The following is an 18,855-nucleotide window of genomic DNA, read 5'->3' as shown; positions in this document are numbered from 1 at the left end:
CGTGGGGGCATGACGACATTCGAAGTGGTCGCCGAAGGGCTGGGCAAGCGGTACGGCCCGACCCGGGCGCTGGACTCGTTCGACCTGGCCGTCCCGACCGGCACCGTGTACGGGCTGCTCGGCCCCAACGGCGCGGGCAAGACGACGGCGGTACGGATCCTCGCCACGCTGCTGCGTTTCGACGCCGGCCGGGCCAGCGTGGCCGGGTACGACGTGCTGCGCCAACCGGACGAGGTGCGCGCCCGGATCGGGCTGACCGGGCAGTACGCGGCGGTCGACGAGACCCTCAGCGGCCGGCAGAACCTGGAGCTGTTCGGACGGCTGTCCCGCCTCGGCCACCGGGCCGCCCGTCAACGCGCCGACGAGCTGCTGGAACGGTTCGGGCTACAGGACGCGGCGGGTCGCTCCGCCGGTGAGTACTCGGGCGGGATGCGCCGACGGCTGGACCTCGCCGCCAGTCTGATCCGTACCCCGCGGGTGCTCTTCCTCGACGAACCCACGACCGGCCTGGACCCGCGCAGCCGCAACCAGGTGTGGGACCTGGTTCGCGCTCTGGTCGCGGACGGGACCACCGTGCTGCTCACCACGCAGTACCTGGAGGAGGCCGATCAGCTCGCCAACCGCGTCTCGGTCATCGACGCCGGGCGGGTGGTGGCCGAGGGCTCGCCGGACGAGCTGAAGGCGATGACCGGCGGCGACCGGGTCGAGGTGGTGGTCCGCGACGCCGCCGCCCTGACCCGGGCCGCCCGGGTCATCGCGTCGGTCTGCGGCGCTGAACCCGAGGTCGACCCGGAGGTCCGTCGACTCAGCGTCCCGGTGACCGACCGGGTCGCCGGCCTGGTCGACGTGGTGCGCGCGTTGGACGACGCCGGAGTCGCGGTCGAGGACATCGGTCTGCGGCGCGCGACGCTGGACGAGGCGTTCCTGTACCTGACCGGGCACCGGACCGACGAGGCTCGCGAGCCCGTCGGGGTGGGACGAGAGGCGGACCTGGCATGACGGCAGCGGTGGTCGACGGTTGGACGATGACCAGGCGGAACATGATCCACGTGATCCGCGCGCCGGAGGAGCTGATCCTCTACTTCTCGCTGCCGATCATGTTCGTGCTGGTCTTCGGGTACGTGTTCGGCAGCGGCATGCAGGTGGCCGGCGGTGGCAACTACCGCGAGTTCCTGCTGCCCGGCGTCTTCGTGATGACGATGCTGTACGGCCTGGGCGCCACCGCGACCGGCGTGGCGATGGACCTCAGTCGAGGTGTCGTCGACCGGTTCCGGTCGATGCCGATGGCCCGGTCCGCCCTGATGACCGGTCGCAGCGCGGCCGACCTGCTCCGCGCGCTGCTGGAGATGTCCACCCTGCTGCTCTGTGGCCTGCTCGTCGGGTGGCAGTGGCGACAGGGCGTCGGCAAGGCCCTGCTCGCAGTCGGGCTCCTGCTGCTGCTCCGCGTCGCGATCACCTGGGCCGGGATCTATCTGGCGCTGCTGGTCCGTAACCCGGACACGGTCGGCGTGATCGTCTTCCCGGCCGCGTTCCCGCTCAGCGCCATCTCCAACGTCTTCGTGTCGCCCGAGCTGATGCCGCCGTTCATCGGGACGATCTCGGAGTGGAACCCGTTGTCGGCCACCGTCGCGGCGACGCGTGAGCTGTTCGGCAATCCCGGACTGGGGGGCGACTCCTGGCCGGCGGAGCACGCCCTGCTGCTGGCGGTGTTGTGGCCGGTGCTCCTGATCGCGACCTTCGCCCCGCTGGCGGTGCGTCGTTACCGGCGGTTGAGCCGCTGACCGGGCCGCCGGTGGCCCGCCCGTAGCGCGTACCAGGCGATGCCGACGGCGAGCACGCCGAACCCGGCGACGACACTGCCGAGCGGCAGGTTGACCGCGAGCACCAGGCAGCCGACCAGCCCCAGGGCGGCGAGCACCCGGACCGGCGACCGCCGGTCCGGGTCCCGGCCCAGCGTGAGCGCCGCCGCGTTGGTGATCGCGTAGTAGACCAGCACCGTGCAGCTGGAGAAGCCGATCGCCTGCCGTACGTCGCCGAGCAGCACCACCACGATCACCACGGCGGCCACCGCCACCTCGGCGCGGTGCGGTACCCGGCGCACGGGGTGCACGGCGGCCAGCGCGCCGGGCAGGTCGTGGCGGCGGGCCATCGCGAGCGTGGTCCGGCCCACCCCGGCGACCAGGGACAGCAGCACCCCGACGACGGCGATGGTCGCCCCGGCGCGGACCACCCAGGCCAGGCCGGGCAGCCCGGCGGCGGTCACCACGTCGACCAGGGGCGCTGCGGACCCGGCCAGCCGGTCGGCGCCCAGCACGCCGAGCGTGATCACGGCCAGGAGCAGGTAGATCGCCAGCACCGCCCCCAGCGCCAGCGGGACCGCCCGGGGGATGGTCCGCTCCGGGTCGCGCACCTCCTCGCCGAGCGTGGCGATCCGCGCGTACCCGGCGAAGGCGAAGAACAGCAGCCCGGCGGCGGTGAGCACACCGCGCGCGGAGCCGCCGGTATCGGTCAGCCGGTCCAGGTGCACCGGCCCGCCCACCAGGCCGACGGCCGCGACGAGGGTGAGCACGGCGAGCACCAGCGCCACGAGCGCCTTCGTGGCGGTGGCCGTCTTACCGATGCCGCGCAGGTTCACGGCGGTCACCGCGAGGACCGCGCCGACGGCGACCAGCCGGGTCTGCCCCGGCCACAGGTACGCCCCGATGGTCAGCGCCATCGCCGCGCAGCTCGCCGTCTTGCCGACCACGAACCCCCAGCCCGCCACGAATCCCGCCAGCGGGCCGAGGCGCTCCCGGCCGTAGACGTAGGTGCCGCCGGACTCCGGGTAACGGGCCGCCAGCCGCGCCGAGCTGGTCGCGTTGCAGAAGGCGACGAAGCCGGCGAGCAGCAGCGCGGGCAGCAGGCCGGCGCCGCGGGCCGCCGCCGCGGCCGGGGCGAAGACCACGAAGACGCCCGCGCCGAGCATCGAGCCCAGCCCGATGACAACCGCATCGGGTACGCCCAGCCGCCGCGCCAGTCGATCCACGAGCCGAAATCCTAGGGGTACGACGTGAACGGGCGGTCCCACTCACGTAACCGGCCGGGGAGCGGCAGATCGTCCCACGGCACCCGGTGCAGCAGCCGGTCCAGGAAGAGGCCGAGCAGCAGTGCCGCGACGCCGTCGGTGAGCCAGTGGAAGTTCAGGTATGTGGTGGTGACCAGCAGGATCGCCGGCGGTGCGAAACGGATCAGGCGGTACACGCTCGGGTGCAGTCGCCCGACCGTCAGCGCGGTCAGCAGCACGGCGATCACCCCGTACCAGACGATCGCGTTGGCGACGTGCCCCGACGGATAGGAGAGGTCGTACTCGGTGGGGGGCAGGTCGTTGAAGATCCGGACCGACTGCGCCGGCGGCAGATCCGAGCTGGGCGCTGCCCGATCGGTCACGATCTTGAGCGGGCCGACCGTCAGGTACAGCAGCACGAACGCCGCCGCCAGCAGCAGCAGTGGCCGAACCGTGCGGGAGCGCCACGCGACCGCCAGCCCGAGCGCCCCGGCGATCGGCATCAGCAGCCAGCCGCCCTGCCCGAGGAAGTTCAACACCCGCGCCGTCCAGTAGATCGGCGCCGGGTGATGGGCGTAGGCCCATTCGCGGACCGCGAGGTCCAGCCCGAGCAGCGCCCCGTTCGCCAGCGCCAGGGTCACCGCCCCGAAACCGACCAGCAGGAGGGCGTCGAACCACCAGCCGGCCGGGCGGACGGGCCGAAGCCGCAGGTCACGTCGTACACCCGTGGGTTTGAGCACGCGACCACGCTACCGGCCCGGCGCGAGGCCGGGACGTGCGGCGCTGTGGGCCCAACCACGATGTGCGGCGGATGCGGGGGGTCACCCGTCATGCTTGTCCCCGTGCGGATCACGTCTGCCCTCGTCGACCCGGCGCTGCTCGACCTGCCCTGGTCGACACCGCTGGAAGAGTGGCCTGCCCAGCACCTGGTGGCCCTGCCGCAGGGCATCTCCCGGCACATCGTCCGGTTCGTCCGGTTGGGCGACTACGTGTACGCCTTCAAGGAGACCCGCGAGCGGATCGCCGAGCGGGAGTACGACCTGCTGCGGGCGTTGGAGCGGATCGACTTCCCGTCGGTCGAGGCGGTGGCGGTCGTCGCCGACCGGCAGGCCGACGACGGGGAGCCCCTCGAATCGGTGCTGATCACCCGACACCTCCAGTTCTCGCTGCCGTACCGGGCGCTCTTCTCGCACACCCTGCGGCCGGAGACGATGAGCCGGCTCCTCGACGCGCTCGCGGCGCTGATCGTGCGGATGCACCTGACCGGCTTCTTCTGGGGAGACTGCTCGCTGTCGAACACGCTGTTCCGCCGGGACGCGGGGGCCTTCGCCGCCTACCTGGTCGACGCGGAGACGGGTGCGCTGCACAACTCGCTCTCCAACGGGCAGCGCGGCGAGGACCTGGAGATCGCCCGGGTGAACATCTTCGGGGAGGCGTTGGACCTCCAGGCTGCCGGCCTGCTGCACGAGTCCATCGACCCGGAGGTGGTCTGCGAGGAGGTCGTGCAGCGCTACGAGCGGCTGTGGCACGAGATCACCTACGAGCAGGCGATCGAGCGACAGGCGCGGCACGACATCGAGGGACGGATCCGTCGCCTCAACGACCTGGGATTCGACGTGGCCGAGGTGGCCATGTCGAGCGCTGCGGACGGGCGTTACCTGGTCCGGCCGAAGGTCGTCGACGCCGGCTACCACACGCGACGGCTGCTGCGGCTCACCGGTCTGGACGCCGAGGAGAACCAGGCCCGCAAGCTGCTCAACGACCTGGACGCCTACCGCGCGGAGAGTGATCTGACCGACGAGCAGCAGGCGGCGCACCGCTGGCTCACCGAGGTCTTCGAGCCGGTGGTCCGGGCCGTGCCCGCGCACCTGCGGCGCAAGCTTGAGCCGCAGGAGCTGTTCGCGCAGATCATCGAGCACAAGTGGCTGCTCTCCGAGCAGGCCGGCCGGGACGTGGGGATGCGACACGCGGTCCAGTCGTACCTGGCCGATGTGCTGGTGCACCGCCCCGACGAACAGGCCATCCTCGGCGTCGACGTCCCCAGCCTGGGCTGATCGGGCCCGCGTCACTCCACCCAGGAACCGCCGCGCAGCACCCGTACCACGTTGAGGTCGTCGTCGAGCACCACCAGGTCGGAGCGGAGACCCACCTGGAGGGCGCCGACGCGGTCGCCCAGGCCGATCGCGCGGGCCGGGGTGGTCGCCGCCATCCGGGCGGCGTCGGCCATCGGGATTCCGGCGTGAACGGCGTGGCGCAGCGCCGCGTCCATGGTCAGCGTGCTGCCGGCGATCGCGCCGTCGCGGGCGAGCCGGGCCACCCCGTCGGCGACGGTCACCGCCTGCCCGCCCAGCTCGTACTCACCGTCGGCCATACCGGCCGCGGCCATCGCGTCGGTGATCAGCGCGGCCCGGTCGGGGCCGGCGGTCGTGGCGGTGAAGGCCAGCATGCCGTCGTGCAGGTGTACGCCGTCGGCGACCAGTTCGCAGACCACGGTGGACGCGTCGAGCAGGGCCACCACCGGGCCCGGTTCGCGGTGGTGCACCGGGCGCATGCCGTTGAACAGGTGTGTACCCACGCTCGCCCCGGTGGCGATCGCGGCCTGGGTCTGCTCGTAGGTGGCGTCGGTGTGACCCACGGCGGCCACCACGCGCTGCGCGGTGAGCAGCTTGATCGCCTCCAGCGCGCCGTCGCGCTCCGGGGCGAGGGTGACCATCCGGACCGCGCCGTGGCCCAGCTCGATCAGCTCGGCCAGCTCCTCCGTGGAAGGGTCCCGCAGGTACTCGGGGTTCTGCGCGCCGCAGCGGGCGGTGGAGAGGTAGGGGCCCTCGAAGTGGATCCCCGCCAGCACACCCTCGTCGACCAGCGGCGCGAACGCCTCGGTGGCCGAGCGCATCACCGCGAAGGGCGCGCTGACCAGGCTGGCCAGCAGCGTGGTGGTGCCGTGTCCCAGGTGGAATGCCGCCGCCGCGCGGGCCTGGTCGGCGTCCCCCGTGGTGAAGGTGTGGCCCCCGCCGCCGTGCGTGTGCATGTCGACGAAGCCCGGCAGGATCCAGTGCCCGTCGCGGACCGACGGGTACTCGGCCACCGCGGTGATCCGTTCACCGTCCCACTCGACGCAGCCCTGCCGGATGACACCGGTCGGGGTCACCACTCGGCCGTTCACCCGTTCGGTCATCGTTCCTCCTGTTGGTCAAGCTCGGTCGGCGGTCAGGGTGTCCAGCGCGAGCAGGGCGGCCCCCAGGCAGCCGGCCTCGTCGCCGAGGGCGGCCGCGACGAGCTGCGGCTCACGGTGGAAGGTCATCCGCTCGTGCAGCGCCGCCCGGAGGGGGACGAGCAGCAGGTCGCCCGCCTGGGCGAGACCGCCGCCGAGCACGATCGTCGTCACGTCGAACAGTGCCTGCCCGGTGGCCAGGCCGTCGGCGAGCGCCTCGACGGCCGTACGCCAGACCTCGGCGGCGAGTGGTTCGCCGGCCGCCGCCCGTTCCGCCACGGCGGCAGCCGTCACCGGAGCGTCGGGCCGGCCGTCGGCCAGCTCCGCGTAGCGCCGGCCGATCGCGGACGCCGACGCGACCGCCTCCAGGCAGCCGGGCCGCCCGCATCCGCAACGCGGACCGTCGGGTCGGACCATGATGTGGCCGATCTCGCCGGCCGCGCCGTGCGCGCCGACGGCGGCCACGCCGCCGACGACGTGCGCGGCGGCGATGCCGGTGCCGATCGCCACGAAGAGCACGTGGTCGGCGCCGCGTCCGGCCCCGAGCCGGGCCTCGGCGAGGCCACCGACGCGCACGTCGTGGCCGAGCGCCGTGGGCAGCCCGAGCCGTCGCACCGCCAGGTCCCGCAGCGGTACGTCCCGGAAGCCCACGTTCGCCGACCACACCGCCACCCCCGCGCCTCGTCCACCACCCCGGGGACCGCGATGCCGATGGCGACCGGCGTGAAGCCGTCGGCGCGGGCCTTGGCGGCCAGCCCTTCGGCGACGCCGAGGATGGTGTCGACCACGGCGGCCGGCCCGCGCGCGGCGTCGGTGGGGTGTCGTTCGGTGCGTACCGCCACGCCGTCCGGCCGGACCAGGGCGCACTTCATGCCGGTGCCGCCGACGTCCAACGCCACGACCACCCGGTCGTCGCGCCCGGCACCGCTCACGCCAGTACCACTGACCGGGACAGGTGTCGCGGCGCGTCCGGATCGAGGCCACGGCTGGTCGCCAGGGCGACCGCGAACCGCTGGGCCAGGATCAGGTCGGCCATCGGGTCGACCGGGGTACGACCGGCCGACCAGCTCCCGAGCACCGTGCGCCAACCGTGCGTGCGGCTGTGCACGAAGGCGGCACCGGTGGCGGCGACGTCCTCGGGCAGCCCGTCGGGCAACTCACCGAACGCCCAGACCAGCCGGCCCGGCGCGGCGACCGAGATGGGACCGTGCCGGTAGTCCATCGCCGGGTACGCCTCGGCCCAGAAGGTGGCCGCCTCCCGGCACTTGAGTGCGGCCTCCTGGGCGAGGCCGACCGTCCAGCCGCGACCGAGGAAGGTGGCCTGCTCGATGGTGGCCGGGTCGATCGGCAGCGGGGAACGCACCGCGACCTCGGCGTCGGCGGCGAGCGCGGTCATCGGGTCGCCGAGGTTCGCCCGGAGCAGGGCCAGCGCGGTCGTCGCGAAACGGGTCTGCACCACCGAGCGCTCGTCGGCGAAGGCCATGGTCACCGCGGCGGCGGCCAGGTCGACGGCGGGTGCCGCCGGGTCACCGACGATGACGGTGGTGGGCGTACGACCGCGCAGCGCGGCGAGCAGTTCCAGCACCTCGGTGGTCGTGCCGGAACGGGTGATCGCGATGAGCCGGTCGTAGCGGCGGCCGGCGGGGAACTCGGACGCCTGGAACGCGTCCGTCTCGCCCTGGCCGGCCTGCTCGCGGCGGGCTGCGTACGCCATGGCCATGAACCACGACGTGCCGCAGCCGACGACGGCGACCCGCTCGCCGGGGCGCGGAAGGTCGGCACGTACGGCGTTGGACAGCGACGCGGCCTCCCGCCAACAGTCGGGTTGGCTCGCGATCTCCGCGTCCACGTACGCCATGGGTAACTCCTCGCAGGGCCGACCTGTCTGCGCAATACGGCTCGTAAGGGCCGTATTTCGCGCGTTATTCTGCGCGAACCGGGGTGGTCGTGGCAACCGGCCGGCCGATCGCGCAGGCCAGCCTTTTGCGCCAGCCCAGTTTCGCGCACTAGTGTGCACGCAATCAATCACCGAGCGTGCAGTTACTGGGAGGGCCCCCGAGGTGGACCGGTACGCCAGATGGAACGCCCTGCTGGAGATGTTGACCGACAACGGTCGGGTCAGCGTCGAGGCGGCCGCCGAGCGGCTGGACGTCTCCCAGGCGACCATCCGGCGTGACTTCGACCAGCTCGCCCAGCAGCAGATGATCACCAGAACCCGAGGTGGCGCGGTCGCCAACGGTGTCTCGTACGACCTGCCGCTGCGCTACAAGACGGCCAAGCACTCGGCCGAGAAGCAGCGGATCGGGGCCGCCGCCGCGGCGCTCGTCACGCCCGGAACCGTGGTCGGCCTCAACGGCGGCACCACCAGCACGGAGGTCGCCCGGGCGCTGGCCGTCCGGCCGGACCTCAACACCAGCGCCGAGGGCGCCCAGCTCACCGTGGTGACCAACGCGCTGAACATCGCCAACGAGCTGCTCGTGCGGTCCCGGATGAAGGTCGTGGTGGCCGGCGGGGTGGTACGCCCCAAGTCGTTCGAGCTGGTCGGCCCGCTGGGCGGCGCGTTGCTGCGGGAGGTCACCCTGGACGTCGCCCTGCTCGGGGTGGACGCGATCGACCCGCAGCTCGGCGCCGCCGCCCACCACGAGGGAGAGGCGGCCATGAACAACCTGATGGTCGCGCGCGCCAAGCGGGTCGTGATCATCGCGGACTCGTCCAAGCTGGGCGGTCACGCCTTCGCCCGGATCTGCCCGGTCGAGCGGGTCGAGACGCTGGTGACCGACTCCGGGGCCGCGCCCGAGGTGGTGGACGCCTTCCGGGCGGCCGGCGTGCAGGTCGTCTGCGCCTGAACGGTCACGCTCCGTCGATGAAACGCATCGACCGGCGTGTCACTGCATACCGGGTATTGCGCACCGCTGCATACCGCGTATGGTGTCGGCTGTCACGCCCACCATCGGGGGAGGTGCAGCTTGCCAGCTGTCCTGGAGATCGAAGGTCTACGTAAGACGTACAAGAGTCGTCGACGCGGCACCCGCAACGCGCTCGACGGCTTCAATATGCAGGTCGACGCGGGGCAGGTGCATGGCTTCCTGGGTCCCAACGGGTCCGGCAAGACCACCACGCTGCGTACGCTTCTCGGCCTGATCCGGCCCGACGGCGGACGGATGACGCTGCTCGGGCACGAGGTGCCCGCCGCGCTGCCCACCGTCGCCGGTCAGGTCGGCGCGATCGTCGAGAGCCCACAGTTCTTCCCGCACTTCACCGCACGGGACACGCTGTCCCTGCTGGCCGGGGCGGGCGAGGTGCCCGCCGCGCGGGTCGACGAGGTGCTGGAGCTGGTCGGGCTGCGCGACCGGGCCGGCGAGCGGGTCAAGACGTACTCGCTGGGCATGAAGCAGCGGCTCGCCGTCGCGTCCGCCCTGCTGAAGAACCCGACGCTGCTCATCCTCGACGAGCCGGCCAACGGCCTGGACCCGGGCGGCATCCGGGAGATGCGCACGCTGATGCGCAACCTCGCCGAGTCCGGGATGACCGTGCTGCTGTCCAGCCACATCCTCGGCGAGATCCAACTCATCTGCGACTCCGTCACCATCATCTCGCTCGGCCGACGGGTCGCCTTCGGCCCGGTCGACGAGGTGCTCGCCCAGCACTCGTCCGGCGCGGTCCGGGTACGCCTGGAGGCGGTCAGTGACCTGCCGACGGCCACCGAGGCCCTGACCCGGGCCGGCATCCGGGTCACCGGGCACCCGGACCACCTCATGCTGACCGGCGTCGACAAGCCGGCGTCGGTGACCCGGCTGCTCGCCGAGCAGAACCTGTACGTCAGCGAGTTGGCCCCGATCGCGGTCGACCTGGAGAGTGTCTTCCTCGAACTGACCGCCACCGCGCCGGTCCCCGGCCAGCACCGGCAGGTCGACGAGTCCATGAAGGTCGGTGGGACGGGTCAGCCCGGCGCCACCGGAGGAGGGTGGGGCGCGTGAGCCTCTATCGGACGGAGCTGCGCCGGCTGGTCAAGCGGCGCTTCACCCGCTACATGACGCTGCTCGGCCTGCTGGTGCTGGCCGCCGTGGTGGTCGGCGTGTTCTTCACCAACCAGAAGATCGACGCCGGCCAGCTTGCCAAGGCCGAACGGCAGGCCGACCAGCAGTACCAGGAGCAGGTCCGCTGGAGCGAGCAGGAGCGGGTCAACTGCGAGCAGGCCAAGAAGGCCGGCACATCGAGCGACGGCCGCTACCCCGACGACTGTTCGGTGATCACGCCGCCGCCGCGCGAGGAGATCAAGGCGGAGTGGTTCCTGCCGTCGACGTTCAACTTCCGCAAGACGTTCGACGAGACACTGGTCCCGTTCGCGGCGATCCTCGCCCTGGTCGGGTTCGTGATCGGGGCGTCCTTCATCGGAGCCGAGTGGAGCACCGGCGGCATGATGAACCTGCTGCTCTGGCGGCCGAAGCGGCTCACCGTACTGTTCACCAAGCTGGCCGCGCTGCTCACCGGCATCCTGGCGGTGACGCTGCCCGCCGCGGTGCTGTGGTTCGCCGGCTTCTGGGCCGTCGCCAGCTTCCGGGGCAGCACCGAGAAGATGACCTCGGGGGCCTGGCAGTCGTTCGCCCTGACCGGGCTGCGCGGCGTGGCGCTGGTGCTGGTGATCACCACGATCGGCTTCGCGCTGGCCTCGCTGGGCCGGCACACCGCGATGGCCCTCGGCGGTGTCGTGGCGCTGATGGTGGTCGGCCAGTTCGGCCTCGGCATCCTGCTGTCGATGGCGAGCGTCAAGTTCGCCGAGGCGTGGCTGCTGCCCACGTACGCGCTGGCCTGGATGACGAAGACGGTCACGCTGGAGAACTGGCAGTCCTGCAACGCGACCTACTTCGGCGAGTGCAAGCCGGAGACGATGGACATCACCTGGCAGCAGTCCTCGGCCATCTTCTCGGTCGGGCTCGTGGTGATCCTCGGCGCGGCGATCTGGGCGATGCGTCGCCGCGACATCTCCTGATCGACACGTCAACGGCCCGGCGCGGCCGGCTTCGACCGTCGGGTTCCGACGGCGGGGCCGGCCGCGCCGGCTGCTGCGACCACGGCCCGCCCTGACTAGGCTGAACGGCATGCCCGCCGACGCCACCCCGGCCGCCCCCGAGCCGTCCACCGACGCTCGTCCGGCCGAGTCGGCCGGCGGACTCGCGCCCAGTGTGCCGACCCCGCGACCGGCACCGCCCGTCGAGAGCACCGACGACGGTGAGTTGAACGACACGGCGGAGCCGACCACTGCCTCTGCGACCTCTCCGGCGGCGGGCCTGACCACCCGCGAACAGGCCATCCTCGCCTTCGAGCAGCAGTGGTGGCGGCACGCCGGCGCCAAGGAACAGGCCGTGCGGGACACCTTCGGCGTCTCCTCGACGCGGTACTACCAACTGCTCAACGGTCTCCTGGACAATCCGGCGGCGCTCGCCGCCGATCCCGTGCTGATCGGCCGGCTCCGCCGGCTGCGCTCGTCGCGGGCCCGCAACCGCCGCCGCTGACGGTGTCGCGGGCGCCTACGGGGCCGACGGAGCCCCTGGGCCGCCGCGACACCCGCCAGCGCAGGAATGGAGCTCGGGCGCGCGGGTACGCGACGCCGATCTCGTCACCGTGGCGCGGGTCAACGGAGGGAGCGGGCCATGAGGGGTACGACCGCGGCAGGGCCCTGCTGATGATGCGGGTACGTTCCGCGTCCGCGCCGGCCCCTGGTCGGCCCGTCAACGAGGACGTGGTCTTCCAGTTCGGTTCGCTGGTCGGTGTCCTGGACGGCGCCACCGTCCCGGACGGCTTCGACACGGGTTGCGTCCACGGCCCGGAGTGGTACGTCCGACACCTGGCCGCCCGGCTCGCGGTGGCGGAGGCGGCCCGCCCGGCGGCCCGCCTGACCAGCAACCTGGCCGCGGCCATCCTCGCCGTCCGCGCCGACCATGGCGGGCAGTGCGACCTCGACCACCCGGGCACCCCGTCCAGCACCGTCTGCCTGCTGCGCGACTGCGGCGACCAGGTCGACTACCTGGTGCTCTGCGACAGTCCCCTGGTGCTCGATGTGGACGGCCAGGTCACCGTGGTGACCGACGACCGGCTGGACACGGCGATGGCCGAGCTGCGGCAGACCCTCGCCACCGTGCCGGCGGGCGCGTCGGACCCGGTCACGCGCTTCCGGCACGCGGTCGGCGTCCAGCGGGAGCGGATGAACCGTACGCACGGCTACTGGGTCGCGGCGGCCGACCCGGACGCGGCGTTCCACGCGGTGACCGGGACGGCGCCCCGGCGGGGTTCGGCGACCCTGCGCCGGGCGGCGCTGCTCAGTGACGGCGCGTCCAGCGCGGTCGAGCAGTTCGGGCTGACCGACTGGGCGGGACTGCTGGATCTGCTGAGCGCCGAAGGTCCCGCCGCGCTGCTCGGCCGGGTGCGGGACGCCGAGCGCGATCATCCCGATCGGCTCCGCCGGCACAAGTCCACCGACGACGCCTCGGTGGTGTTCTGCGAGTTCGGCCCATAGGCCAAATGACGACGGAGCGTGAGGAGAAACACGCGAACCGCCCGACCGGCCGGTACCCGTGGCCGGACCGCCATCCGGTGCCCAATGGGGTGGACTTCGGCCGATGGGGCCGGCAGACTGCGGCACGTGGCGGGTGCGGTCCGGCTGGAGCCGGTGGACGAGCGGAATCTGGAGCCGTTGCTCTCCGTAGCGGCTGCCGAGGCCGAGCCGGGTGAGGTGATGCCTCCGGTGGAGGCGCCCGCCGGCTGGTCGCTCGCCCGCCGGGAGGCCTTCCGCGAGTTCCACCGGGCGAGCTTCGCCGGTCTGGACGGTCCGACCGGCTCCCAGATGTACGCGATCCTCGTCGGCGGCGAGGTGCTGGGCATGATCCGGATGACGCGCTGTGACGTACCGGGCACGGTGGAGACCGGCATGTGGCTCGGCCTCTCGGCGCGGGGCCAGGGCATCGGCGCGGCCGCCCTGCGTGAGTTGCTCAACCTCGCCGCCCGCGCCGGAATGCGTGCCGTCGTCGCGGAGACGACCCCGGACAATGTCGGCGCGCTCGCCATCCTCGAAAAGTGCGGTGCGAAACTGCGCGAGGGTGACGGAAAGGTGCACGCCGAAATCTGTCTGGATTCGACGCCGCCGGCTCTCTGACGGTCGTTTCCGTCTTTCGCGCGTCCGGCGTTCGCACTGCTCAGAACCGCCCTCCTGTCCCGTCTGCACCGTCTGGCAACGCTTTTCCGAATACCTTCTCACCAGTGCGGACGGAATTTCTCCCGACGGTTTCGCGGCAATTACGTCGGGTACTGCCCGCCGGGTCCGCAAATGCGGGACGTCTGATCCAGGGTGTGGTGTGCGCTGTTCCCCGGCGGCCCCCTGCCCCTGATCCCGCAGACGTCCCGGACCCACCGGGGAGCGAGGGAGACCTGATGAAGACCGGAACACGAATCGGGCTGGCGGTGGGCTTCGGCTACCTGCTGGGCCGTCGTCGCAAGCTGCGTACGGCGCTGACCCTGGCGGCCGCGGTGGCCGCCGGGCGCGCGAGCCGCGACCCGGGCGGTCTGCTGAAGCGGGGTGGTGACCTGCTCCAGTCGTCCCCACAGTTGAGCAACCTCAGCCGACTCGGCGGGCCGCTGGTCAACGCCGGTCGGTCCGCCGCGACCGCCGCGGCCGGCAGCGGCGTCGACGCGCTCACCGGCCGGCTGCGTGGCTCCGCCGACGCGCTCCGCCGCCGCGCGGGCAACCCCGGCGGTGGTCAGGGCGGTAACGGCGACCAGCGCGCCAACGCCGACCAGGGCGGCGACCGCGACCAGGGCGGTAACGGCGACCAGGGCGGCGACCGTGATCGTGCGACGGCGAGCGGTCGCGACGACGCGTCGGCCGGGCCGCGGCGGGGGCGGTGACCATGGCGGGAAACAGCAGCCCGGGCGGCCTCAGCGACAAGATCCGGGGCCAGTTGGCGGACGAGGTGCGCAACCTCGCCGGCGCCATCGGCGAACGTGCGGTGAGCGTGGTGACGGAGCGGATCACCGGCGCGACCGGCCGCCTGAGCGACTACGCGCGCCAGGGCGGTGGACCCGGCCTGATCGCCGCCGCCACCGGAGCCCAGAAGCTGGCCGAGGGCGGCTCCCCGGTGAAGGCGATGCTGCACGCCGGGGTGGCCGGCGGTAAGGAGAAGGTGATGGCGGCTCTCGGCCGTGCGAGCGGTAAGGGCGGTAAGGGCGGCAAGAACAAGGTCACCAACATCGTCGAGACGATCGAGGTCGGTGTCCCGGTGCGGGCCGCGTACAACCAGTGGACGCAGTTCGGCGACTTCCCGAGCTTCATGAAGAAGGTCGAACAGGCCGACAACGACGAGCCCGAGAAGATGACCTGGAAGGCGCAGGTCTTCTGGTCGCACCGGACCTGGGAGTCGACGATCGTCCGGCAGGTGCCGGACAAGCTCATCCACTGGCGGTCCAAGGGCGAGAAGGGGTCGGTCGACGGCACCGTCAGCTTCCACGAGCTGACCCCGGACCTGACCCGCATCCTGGTGGTCCTCGAATACCACCCGCAGGGCCTCTTCGAGCACACCGGCAACCTGTGGCGGGCCCAGGGTCGGCGCGTACGGCTGGAGTTGAAGCACTTCGTCCGGCACGTGATGACCGAGGTGGCACTCGACCCGGACCAGGTGCAGGGCTGGCGCGGTGAGATCCGCGACTCCCAGGTGGTCAAGGACCACGAGACCGGCCTGCGCGAGGAGCGGGAGCAGCAGGAGCGCGGCGGCCGCGAACCGAACGAGCCCGAGGACGAGGAGTACGACGAGGAGCCCGCCGAGGAGCAGCCGCGCCGCCGGCCCGGGGGGCGACTGCGCCAGCGCCCGCCACGGCGACCGGCCGAGCCGGAGTACGACGACGAGTACGAGGCGTACGAGGACGGCTACGACGAGGGGTACGCGGACGAGGCCGACGAGGAGCCGCCGCCCGCACCCCGCCGCCGTGCTCCTGAGCGGGCCCGTCGCGCACAGCCCCGCGAGGAGCCGCAGCGGCCGCGACCGCCCGTCCGGCGCGGGTCGGAGCCGGCGCGACGGCCCGTGGTGCGCCGCCGTCGGGGGGAGGACGAGTGACGCTGGTTTCCGGTGACCCCGTCGGTGGTGCCCTGGAACAGGTGGGTTCCGGCGGCGGCCTCGCGGACGTGGTGGAGACGGTGCTCGACAAGGGCGTCGTGATCGACGCGCAGGTGTCGGTCGGGGTCGTCGGCATCCCCCTCGTGGAGATCAACGCCCGGGTGGTGGTGGCGAGCATCGAGACGTACCTGCGGTTCGCCGAGGCGGTGGACCGGTTCGACATCGGCCCGGAGGAGGGCGAGGGGTTGGCCGGCCTCGTCGGAGGGGTCACCGGTGCGGTCCGCGAGGTCACCGGCTCGGTCCGGGACGTCACGGGCTCCGTGCGGGACGTCACCGGAGATGCCACCGGCACGGTGCGGGACCTCGGGAGGGGCTGACATGGCGGACGAGACGGGACTGTTCATCTACGGGCTGGTGCCGGCGGACGTCGAGGCGACGCCCGACGCGGCCGGCGTGGGCGAGCCCGCCGGCGAGGTGACAGTCGTCCGGCACGGCGACCTCGCGGCCCTGGTCAGTGAGGTGCCCCTGGACGCGCCGCTGGGCCGCGCGGCGGACCTGCGGGCGTACCAGGAGCTGCTGGACGGTACGGCGGCGGTGGCCCCGGTGCTGCCGGTGCGGTTCGGCACCGTGGTCACCGGGCCGGACGCGGTGCTCGACCTGCTCCGGCCCCACCACGACCGGTTCGCCGCCGCGCTCGCCGAGTTCGAGGGTCGGGTGCAGTACGTCGTGCAGGGCCGCTTCGACGAGCAGGCGTTGCTGCGTGCCGTCCTCGACGAGAACCCCGGTGCCGCCCGGCTCGCCGAGCAGGTACGGGGTCGGGCCGAGGCGGCCAGCCGGGAGCCCCGGATCCGGCTCGGTGAGCTGATCAGCCAGGCCGTGGAGCTACGCCGCGAGGCGGAGAACCGGCGGCTGCTCGACGTCACGGCCGAGTACGTGGTGACCACGCAACTGCGCCCGCCCACCCACGAGATGGACGCGGGGCACGTGGCGCTGCTGGTGGACACCGACCGCGAGGCCGACCTGGTCGACGTGCTGGAGCAGTACGCCCAGGACCGTCGGGGCCTGCTGCGGCTGCGGCTGCTCGGGCCCCTCGCCCCGTACGACTTCGTCGCCGCGTACCAGTTGGCGGGCTGACCGTGGACCTGCTCTGGGCGCTGCTGACCCTGCCGTACGCCCCCGTGCGGGGCTTGACCGCCGTGGTCGGGGTGGTGGCCCGGGAAGCCGAGGCGCGACAGCACAACCCGGTCAACGTCCGGCGTGAGCTGGAGGAGTTGGACGCCGCCGTGGCCGCCGGTGAGCTCAGCGCCGAGGAGCGCGATCGGGCCGAGCAGCGGGTGCTGGACCGGCTCACCGGGGGCGCCGGGCGGCGGGCTGGCGGCACTCCGCCCGCCGACGGACGGTCTCGTGGCCCGGGTCGGGAGAGGGGAGTGCGCCATGACCGACGAGGCGAGAACCCGCGGGCCTGAGCAGGCCGACGAGGAGTATCTGGAACCGGTGTCGGCGGCCGAGGCGGCGCGTGCGGGCCTGCGGCAGCTCGTCGAGTTGACCGGCCGGGAGCCGACGGTGACCACGTCGCTGGAGGCCACCCAGGACGGCTGGCTGGTCGGCGTGGAGGTGGTCGAGGCACGCCGGATCCCCGACTCGACGGACCTGCTCGGTCTCTACGAGGTGGAGCTGGACGTCGAGGGGAGCCTGGTCGGCTATCGGCGGGTACGGCGCTACCAGCGCGGAAAGGGTGAGGTGGGCTGAGATGACGGTCGGGCAGCCGCCCTCGGTGGTGCAGAACTCGGGTCAGGTCCTGCCCGCCGGCCACGAGCCGGCCAACCTGGGCGACATCCTGGAACGGGTGCTCGACCGGGGCATCGTCATCGCCGGTGACATCCGGGTCAGCCTGCTCGACATCGAGCTGTTGACGTTGAAGCTGCGACTGGTCATCGCATCGGTCGACACGGCACGCCAGATCGGCATCGACTGGTGGGAGCACGACCCGTGGCTCAGCTCGCGGGCCCGCCCTCCGGTGGAGCCGGGGCCGCGCGACCCGGAGCAGGTCGAGGCGGAACGGCGTCCCCGGGTGGCGGCCCGGGCCCGTCGCCGCGACGCCGAGCTGGAGGAGTGGGATGAGTTCGACGGCTGAGGTGGCGGCCGAGGAGTCCGCCCCGGCGACCGGGGCGTGGCTGCACGCCGTGGTGCGCCACGTCGAGCCGGCGACGCTGGCGGGGCTCGCCGGGATGGGCGGCGCTCCGGTCCGCGCGGTCGCCGGGGCCGGGCTGGTCGCCGTGGTCAGTCCCGCGCCACTCGACGAGTACGGCGAGGAGCCGCTGCGCCACCACCTGGAGGACCTGGCCTGGTTGGAGCGGGCCGCGCGGGCGCACCACGCCGTGGTGGACGCGCTCGCCCGACAGGGGCCGGTGGTGCCGGCCCGGCTCGCCACCGTGCACACCGACGACGAGCGCGTGGCGACGTCGCTCGCCGCCCGGCGGGCCGAACTGTCCGCCACCCTGACCCGGCTGACCGGACGCGGCGAGTGGGGCGTCAAGGGCTACCTGATGCCGGGAGCGCCCGTCGAGAGCACGGCCGCCCAGGACGGCGGCGGGGTGGGTACGGCGTACCTGCGCCGCAGACGCGCCCAGTTGACCGCCCGCGACGAGCGACAGCAGGTGGCGAGCGCTGCCGCCGACGCCGTGCACGGCGCCCTCTGCGAGGTGGCAGTTGCGGGCCGTCGGCACGCCCCGCAGGACCGGCGGCTCTCCGGCGCGTCCACGCCGATGGCGCTCAACGGCGCGTACCTCGTCGACGTCGCGGCGCTGCGCCGCTTCACCGACCTGGTCGATTCGCTCGGGGACCGTCATCCGGGCCTGCGGTTGGAGCTGACCGGGCCGTGGCCGGCGTACTCCTTCGTGGCGGAACGGCCGGCCGGTGCCGCCGGGGAGCCACGGTGACCACCGCGCTCGCGCCGAGCAGCGCGGACGATCCGCTGGCGTACCGGCCGGTCGCCCTGGTCGACCTGCTCGACCGGGTGCTCGCCACCGGCGTGGTGATCAGCGGCGACATCACCCTGGCCATCGCCGACGTCGACCTGGTCCGGATCTCGCTGCGCGCGCTGGTGGCGTCGGTCGGCGCGCTGGCGGCGGAGGACGCCGGGTGACCGGGCGGGACGACACCAGCGAGCTGGTCGCGGCACTCGACGCCTCGTCCTGGCAACCACCCCGGGTGACCCCGCTGGACGGCCGGATCTCCGTGGACCGTGACTCGGTCGAACGGGGGCTGGCCAGCCTGGTGCTGACCGTCGTCGAGTTGCTGCGCCAGCTCATGGAACGGCAGGCGCTGCGTCGGGTCGACCTCGGCGACCTCACCGAGGAGCAGGTCGAACGCATCGGGGTCACGCTGATGGCGTTGGAGGAGCAGATGGCCGGGCTGCGGGAGCACTTCGGCCTGGCCCCCGAGGACCTCAACCTGGACCTCGGCCCGCTCGGCCCGCTCCTGCCCACGGACTGAAGGTC

23 protein-coding genes and 1 pseudogene are annotated in these 18,855 nt (G+C 72.9%); 19 read left to right on the top strand and 5 right to left on the bottom strand.

What is annotated here, in order from left to right:
* Positions 1-9 precede the first annotated feature (9 nt).
* Both ACQP0N_RS30755 and ACQP0N_RS30750 read left to right on the top strand, forming a co-directional pair.
* Positions 10-999, top strand: coding sequence for an ATP-binding cassette domain-containing protein (locus tag ACQP0N_RS30755; protein ID WP_433115975.1), 990 nt, complete (start codon positions 10-12; stop codon positions 997-999).
* Positions 996-1,781, top strand: coding sequence for an ABC transporter permease (locus ACQP0N_RS30750; RefSeq protein WP_433115973.1), 786 nt, complete (start codon positions 996-998; stop codon positions 1,779-1,781). The genes ACQP0N_RS30755 and ACQP0N_RS30750 overlap by 4 nt, the downstream gene beginning before the upstream one ends.
* On the opposite strand, the gene ACQP0N_RS30745 is transcribed toward ACQP0N_RS30750, so the two are convergent.
* The gene (locus tag ACQP0N_RS30745) at positions 1,760-3,025 is read right to left on the bottom strand and encodes an APC family permease (protein ID WP_433115971.1); all 1,266 of its coding nucleotides are present in this window, start codon (positions 3,023-3,025) and stop codon (positions 1,760-1,762) included. The two genes, ACQP0N_RS30750 and ACQP0N_RS30745, sit on opposite strands and share 22 nt — an antisense overlap.
* An 11-nt stretch (positions 3,026-3,036) precedes the next feature.
* Entirely contained in the window at positions 3,037-3,783 is a 747-nt protein-coding gene (locus ACQP0N_RS30740) for a phosphatase PAP2 family protein (protein ID WP_433115969.1), read from the bottom strand.
* Between the two features lie 102 nt (positions 3,784-3,885).
* On the opposite strand from ACQP0N_RS30740, the gene ACQP0N_RS30735 reads away from it, so the two are divergent.
* Positions 3,886-5,097 carry a DUF4032 domain-containing protein gene (locus ACQP0N_RS30735; protein WP_433115967.1) on the top strand — a complete coding sequence of 404 codons (1,212 nt, stop codon included), beginning with the start codon at positions 3,886-3,888 and terminating at the stop codon, positions 5,095-5,097.
* A gap of 11 nt (positions 5,098-5,108) precedes the next feature.
* On the opposite strand, the gene nagA is transcribed toward ACQP0N_RS30735, so the two are convergent.
* The 3 genes and pseudogenes from nagA to ACQP0N_RS30720 all read right to left on the bottom strand — a co-directional run bounded on the left by nagA (position 5,109) and on the right by ACQP0N_RS30720 (position 8,112).
* Positions 5,109-6,218, bottom strand: a complete 1,110-nt coding sequence (gene nagA / locus ACQP0N_RS30730) for an N-acetylglucosamine-6-phosphate deacetylase (RefSeq protein ID WP_433115965.1) — start codon at positions 6,216-6,218, stop codon at positions 5,109-5,111.
* Between the two features lie 15 nt (positions 6,219-6,233).
* A pseudogene (locus ACQP0N_RS30725) lies at positions 6,234-7,126 on the bottom strand (ROK family protein).
* Between the two features lie 56 nt (positions 7,127-7,182).
* Positions 7,183-8,112 carry an SIS domain-containing protein gene (locus tag ACQP0N_RS30720; RefSeq protein ID WP_433115963.1) on the bottom strand — a complete coding sequence of 310 codons (930 nt, stop codon included), beginning with the start codon at positions 8,110-8,112 and terminating at the stop codon, positions 7,183-7,185.
* Positions 8,113-8,314: 202 nt separating this feature from the next.
* On the opposite strand from ACQP0N_RS30720, the gene ACQP0N_RS30715 reads away from it, so the two are divergent.
* From ACQP0N_RS30715 to ACQP0N_RS30640, 16 genes are all read left to right on the top strand, one after another.
* Complete coding sequence (locus ACQP0N_RS30715; protein ID WP_053654382.1) at positions 8,315-9,100, top strand: DeoR/GlpR family DNA-binding transcription regulator; 786 nt, start codon at positions 8,315-8,317, stop codon at positions 9,098-9,100.
* 207 nt (positions 9,101-9,307) lie between these two features.
* Positions 9,308-10,231 carry an ATP-binding cassette domain-containing protein gene (locus ACQP0N_RS30710; protein WP_433121887.1) on the top strand — a complete coding sequence of 308 codons (924 nt, stop codon included), beginning with the start codon at positions 9,308-9,310 and terminating at the stop codon, positions 10,229-10,231.
* Positions 10,228-11,244, top strand: a complete 1,017-nt coding sequence (locus ACQP0N_RS30705) for an ABC transporter permease subunit (RefSeq protein ID WP_433115960.1) — start codon at positions 10,228-10,230, stop codon at positions 11,242-11,244. Before ACQP0N_RS30710 ends, ACQP0N_RS30705 begins: the two co-directional genes overlap by 4 nt.
* A 109-nt stretch (positions 11,245-11,353) precedes the next feature.
* Entirely contained in the window at positions 11,354-11,767 is a 414-nt protein-coding gene (locus ACQP0N_RS30700; RefSeq protein ID WP_433115958.1) for a DUF3263 domain-containing protein, read from the top strand.
* A gap of 170 nt (positions 11,768-11,937) precedes the next feature.
* A complete protein-coding gene (locus ACQP0N_RS30695; RefSeq protein ID WP_433115956.1) occupies positions 11,938-12,768 on the top strand; it encodes a hypothetical protein in 831 nt (276 codons plus the stop codon).
* 126 nt (positions 12,769-12,894) lie between these two features.
* Positions 12,895-13,404, top strand: a complete 510-nt coding sequence (locus ACQP0N_RS30690; protein ID WP_433115954.1) for a GNAT family N-acetyltransferase — start codon at positions 12,895-12,897, stop codon at positions 13,402-13,404.
* A gap of 275 nt (positions 13,405-13,679) precedes the next feature.
* Positions 13,680-14,153, top strand: coding sequence for a hypothetical protein (locus tag ACQP0N_RS30685; RefSeq protein WP_433115952.1), 474 nt, complete (start codon positions 13,680-13,682; stop codon positions 14,151-14,153).
* A 2-nt stretch (positions 14,154-14,155) separates the two neighbouring features.
* Entirely contained in the window at positions 14,156-15,355 is a 1,200-nt protein-coding gene (locus tag ACQP0N_RS30680; RefSeq protein WP_433115950.1) for an SRPBCC family protein, read from the top strand.
* Positions 15,352-15,732 carry a gas vesicle protein GvpJ gene (gvpJ, locus tag ACQP0N_RS30675; RefSeq protein WP_433115948.1) on the top strand — a complete coding sequence of 127 codons (381 nt, stop codon included), beginning with the start codon at positions 15,352-15,354 and terminating at the stop codon, positions 15,730-15,732. The genes ACQP0N_RS30680 and gvpJ (ACQP0N_RS30675) overlap by 4 nt, the downstream gene beginning before the upstream one ends.
* Position 15,733: 1 nt before the next feature.
* Positions 15,734-16,489 (top strand): GvpL/GvpF family gas vesicle protein, encoded by a 756-nt coding sequence (locus ACQP0N_RS30670; RefSeq protein ID WP_433115946.1) that lies wholly within the window; start codon positions 15,734-15,736, stop codon positions 16,487-16,489.
* A 2-nt stretch (positions 16,490-16,491) separates the two neighbouring features.
* Positions 16,492-16,821: a gas vesicle protein GvpG gene (locus tag ACQP0N_RS30665; RefSeq protein ID WP_433115944.1), complete on the top strand. Its 330-nt coding sequence runs from the start codon at positions 16,492-16,494 to the stop codon at positions 16,819-16,821.
* Complete coding sequence (locus ACQP0N_RS30660; protein WP_433115942.1) at positions 16,790-17,104, top strand: gas vesicle protein; 315 nt, start codon at positions 16,790-16,792, stop codon at positions 17,102-17,104. The genes ACQP0N_RS30665 and ACQP0N_RS30660 overlap by 32 nt, the downstream gene beginning before the upstream one ends.
* Position 17,105: 1 nt before the next feature.
* Positions 17,106-17,489, top strand: a complete 384-nt coding sequence (gene gvpJ, locus ACQP0N_RS30655; RefSeq protein ID WP_433115940.1) for a gas vesicle protein GvpJ — start codon at positions 17,106-17,108, stop codon at positions 17,487-17,489.
* On the top strand, positions 17,473-18,294 hold the full coding sequence (locus ACQP0N_RS30650) for a GvpL/GvpF family gas vesicle protein (RefSeq protein WP_433115938.1): 822 nt from the start codon (positions 17,473-17,475) through the stop codon (positions 18,292-18,294). The genes gvpJ (ACQP0N_RS30655) and ACQP0N_RS30650 overlap by 17 nt, the downstream gene beginning before the upstream one ends.
* Entirely contained in the window at positions 18,291-18,500 is a 210-nt protein-coding gene (locus tag ACQP0N_RS30645) for a gas vesicle protein (protein WP_396800027.1), read from the top strand. Before ACQP0N_RS30650 ends, ACQP0N_RS30645 begins: the two co-directional genes overlap by 4 nt.
* Positions 18,497-18,850: a gas vesicle protein K gene (locus ACQP0N_RS30640; RefSeq protein WP_433115936.1), complete on the top strand. Its 354-nt coding sequence runs from the start codon at positions 18,497-18,499 to the stop codon at positions 18,848-18,850. The genes ACQP0N_RS30645 and ACQP0N_RS30640 overlap by 4 nt, the downstream gene beginning before the upstream one ends.
* Positions 18,851-18,855 lie beyond the last annotated feature (5 nt).

The sequence above is a fragment of the Micromonospora sp. CA-246542 genome (genome assembly GCF_050942905.1).
GTDB lineage: Bacteria > Actinomycetota > Actinomycetes > Mycobacteriales > Micromonosporaceae > Micromonospora.
The sequence above is the reverse complement of the archived record's forward strand: the minus strand, read 5'-3'. Positions and strand labels throughout refer to the sequence as shown.

Bases quoted from the DNA above. Each gene is read 5' to 3' on its own strand.
- ACQP0N_RS30755 (WP_433115975.1), top strand. From the start codon at position 10: ATGACGACATTCGAAGTGGTCGCCGAAGGGCTGGGCAAGCGGTACGGC.
- ACQP0N_RS30750 (WP_433115973.1), top strand. From the start codon at position 996: ATGACGGCAGCGGTGGTCGACGGTTGGACGATGACCAGGCGGAACATG.
- nagA (WP_433115965.1), bottom strand. From the start codon at position 6,218: ATGACCGAACGGGTGAACGGCCGAGTGGTGACCCCGACCGGTGTCATC.
- ACQP0N_RS30720 (WP_433115963.1), bottom strand. From the start codon at position 8,112: ATGGCGTACGTGGACGCGGAGATCGCGAGCCAACCCGACTGTTGGCGG.
- ACQP0N_RS30710 (WP_433121887.1), top strand. From the start codon at position 9,308: ATGCAGGTCGACGCGGGGCAGGTGCATGGCTTCCTGGGTCCCAACGGG.
- ACQP0N_RS30700 (WP_433115958.1), top strand. From the start codon at position 11,354: ATGCCCGCCGACGCCACCCCGGCCGCCCCCGAGCCGTCCACCGACGCT.
- ACQP0N_RS30695 (WP_433115956.1), top strand. From the start codon at position 11,938: ATGATGCGGGTACGTTCCGCGTCCGCGCCGGCCCCTGGTCGGCCCGTC.
- ACQP0N_RS30685 (WP_433115952.1), top strand. From the start codon at position 13,680: ATGAAGACCGGAACACGAATCGGGCTGGCGGTGGGCTTCGGCTACCTG.
- ACQP0N_RS30680 (WP_433115950.1), top strand. From the start codon at position 14,156: ATGGCGGGAAACAGCAGCCCGGGCGGCCTCAGCGACAAGATCCGGGGC.
- ACQP0N_RS30670 (WP_433115946.1), top strand. From the start codon at position 15,734: ATGGCGGACGAGACGGGACTGTTCATCTACGGGCTGGTGCCGGCGGAC.
- ACQP0N_RS30660 (WP_433115942.1), top strand. From the start codon at position 16,790: ATGACCGACGAGGCGAGAACCCGCGGGCCTGAGCAGGCCGACGAGGAG.
- gvpJ (WP_433115940.1), top strand. From the start codon at position 17,106: ATGACGGTCGGGCAGCCGCCCTCGGTGGTGCAGAACTCGGGTCAGGTC.
- ACQP0N_RS30650 (WP_433115938.1), top strand. From the start codon at position 17,473: ATGAGTTCGACGGCTGAGGTGGCGGCCGAGGAGTCCGCCCCGGCGACC.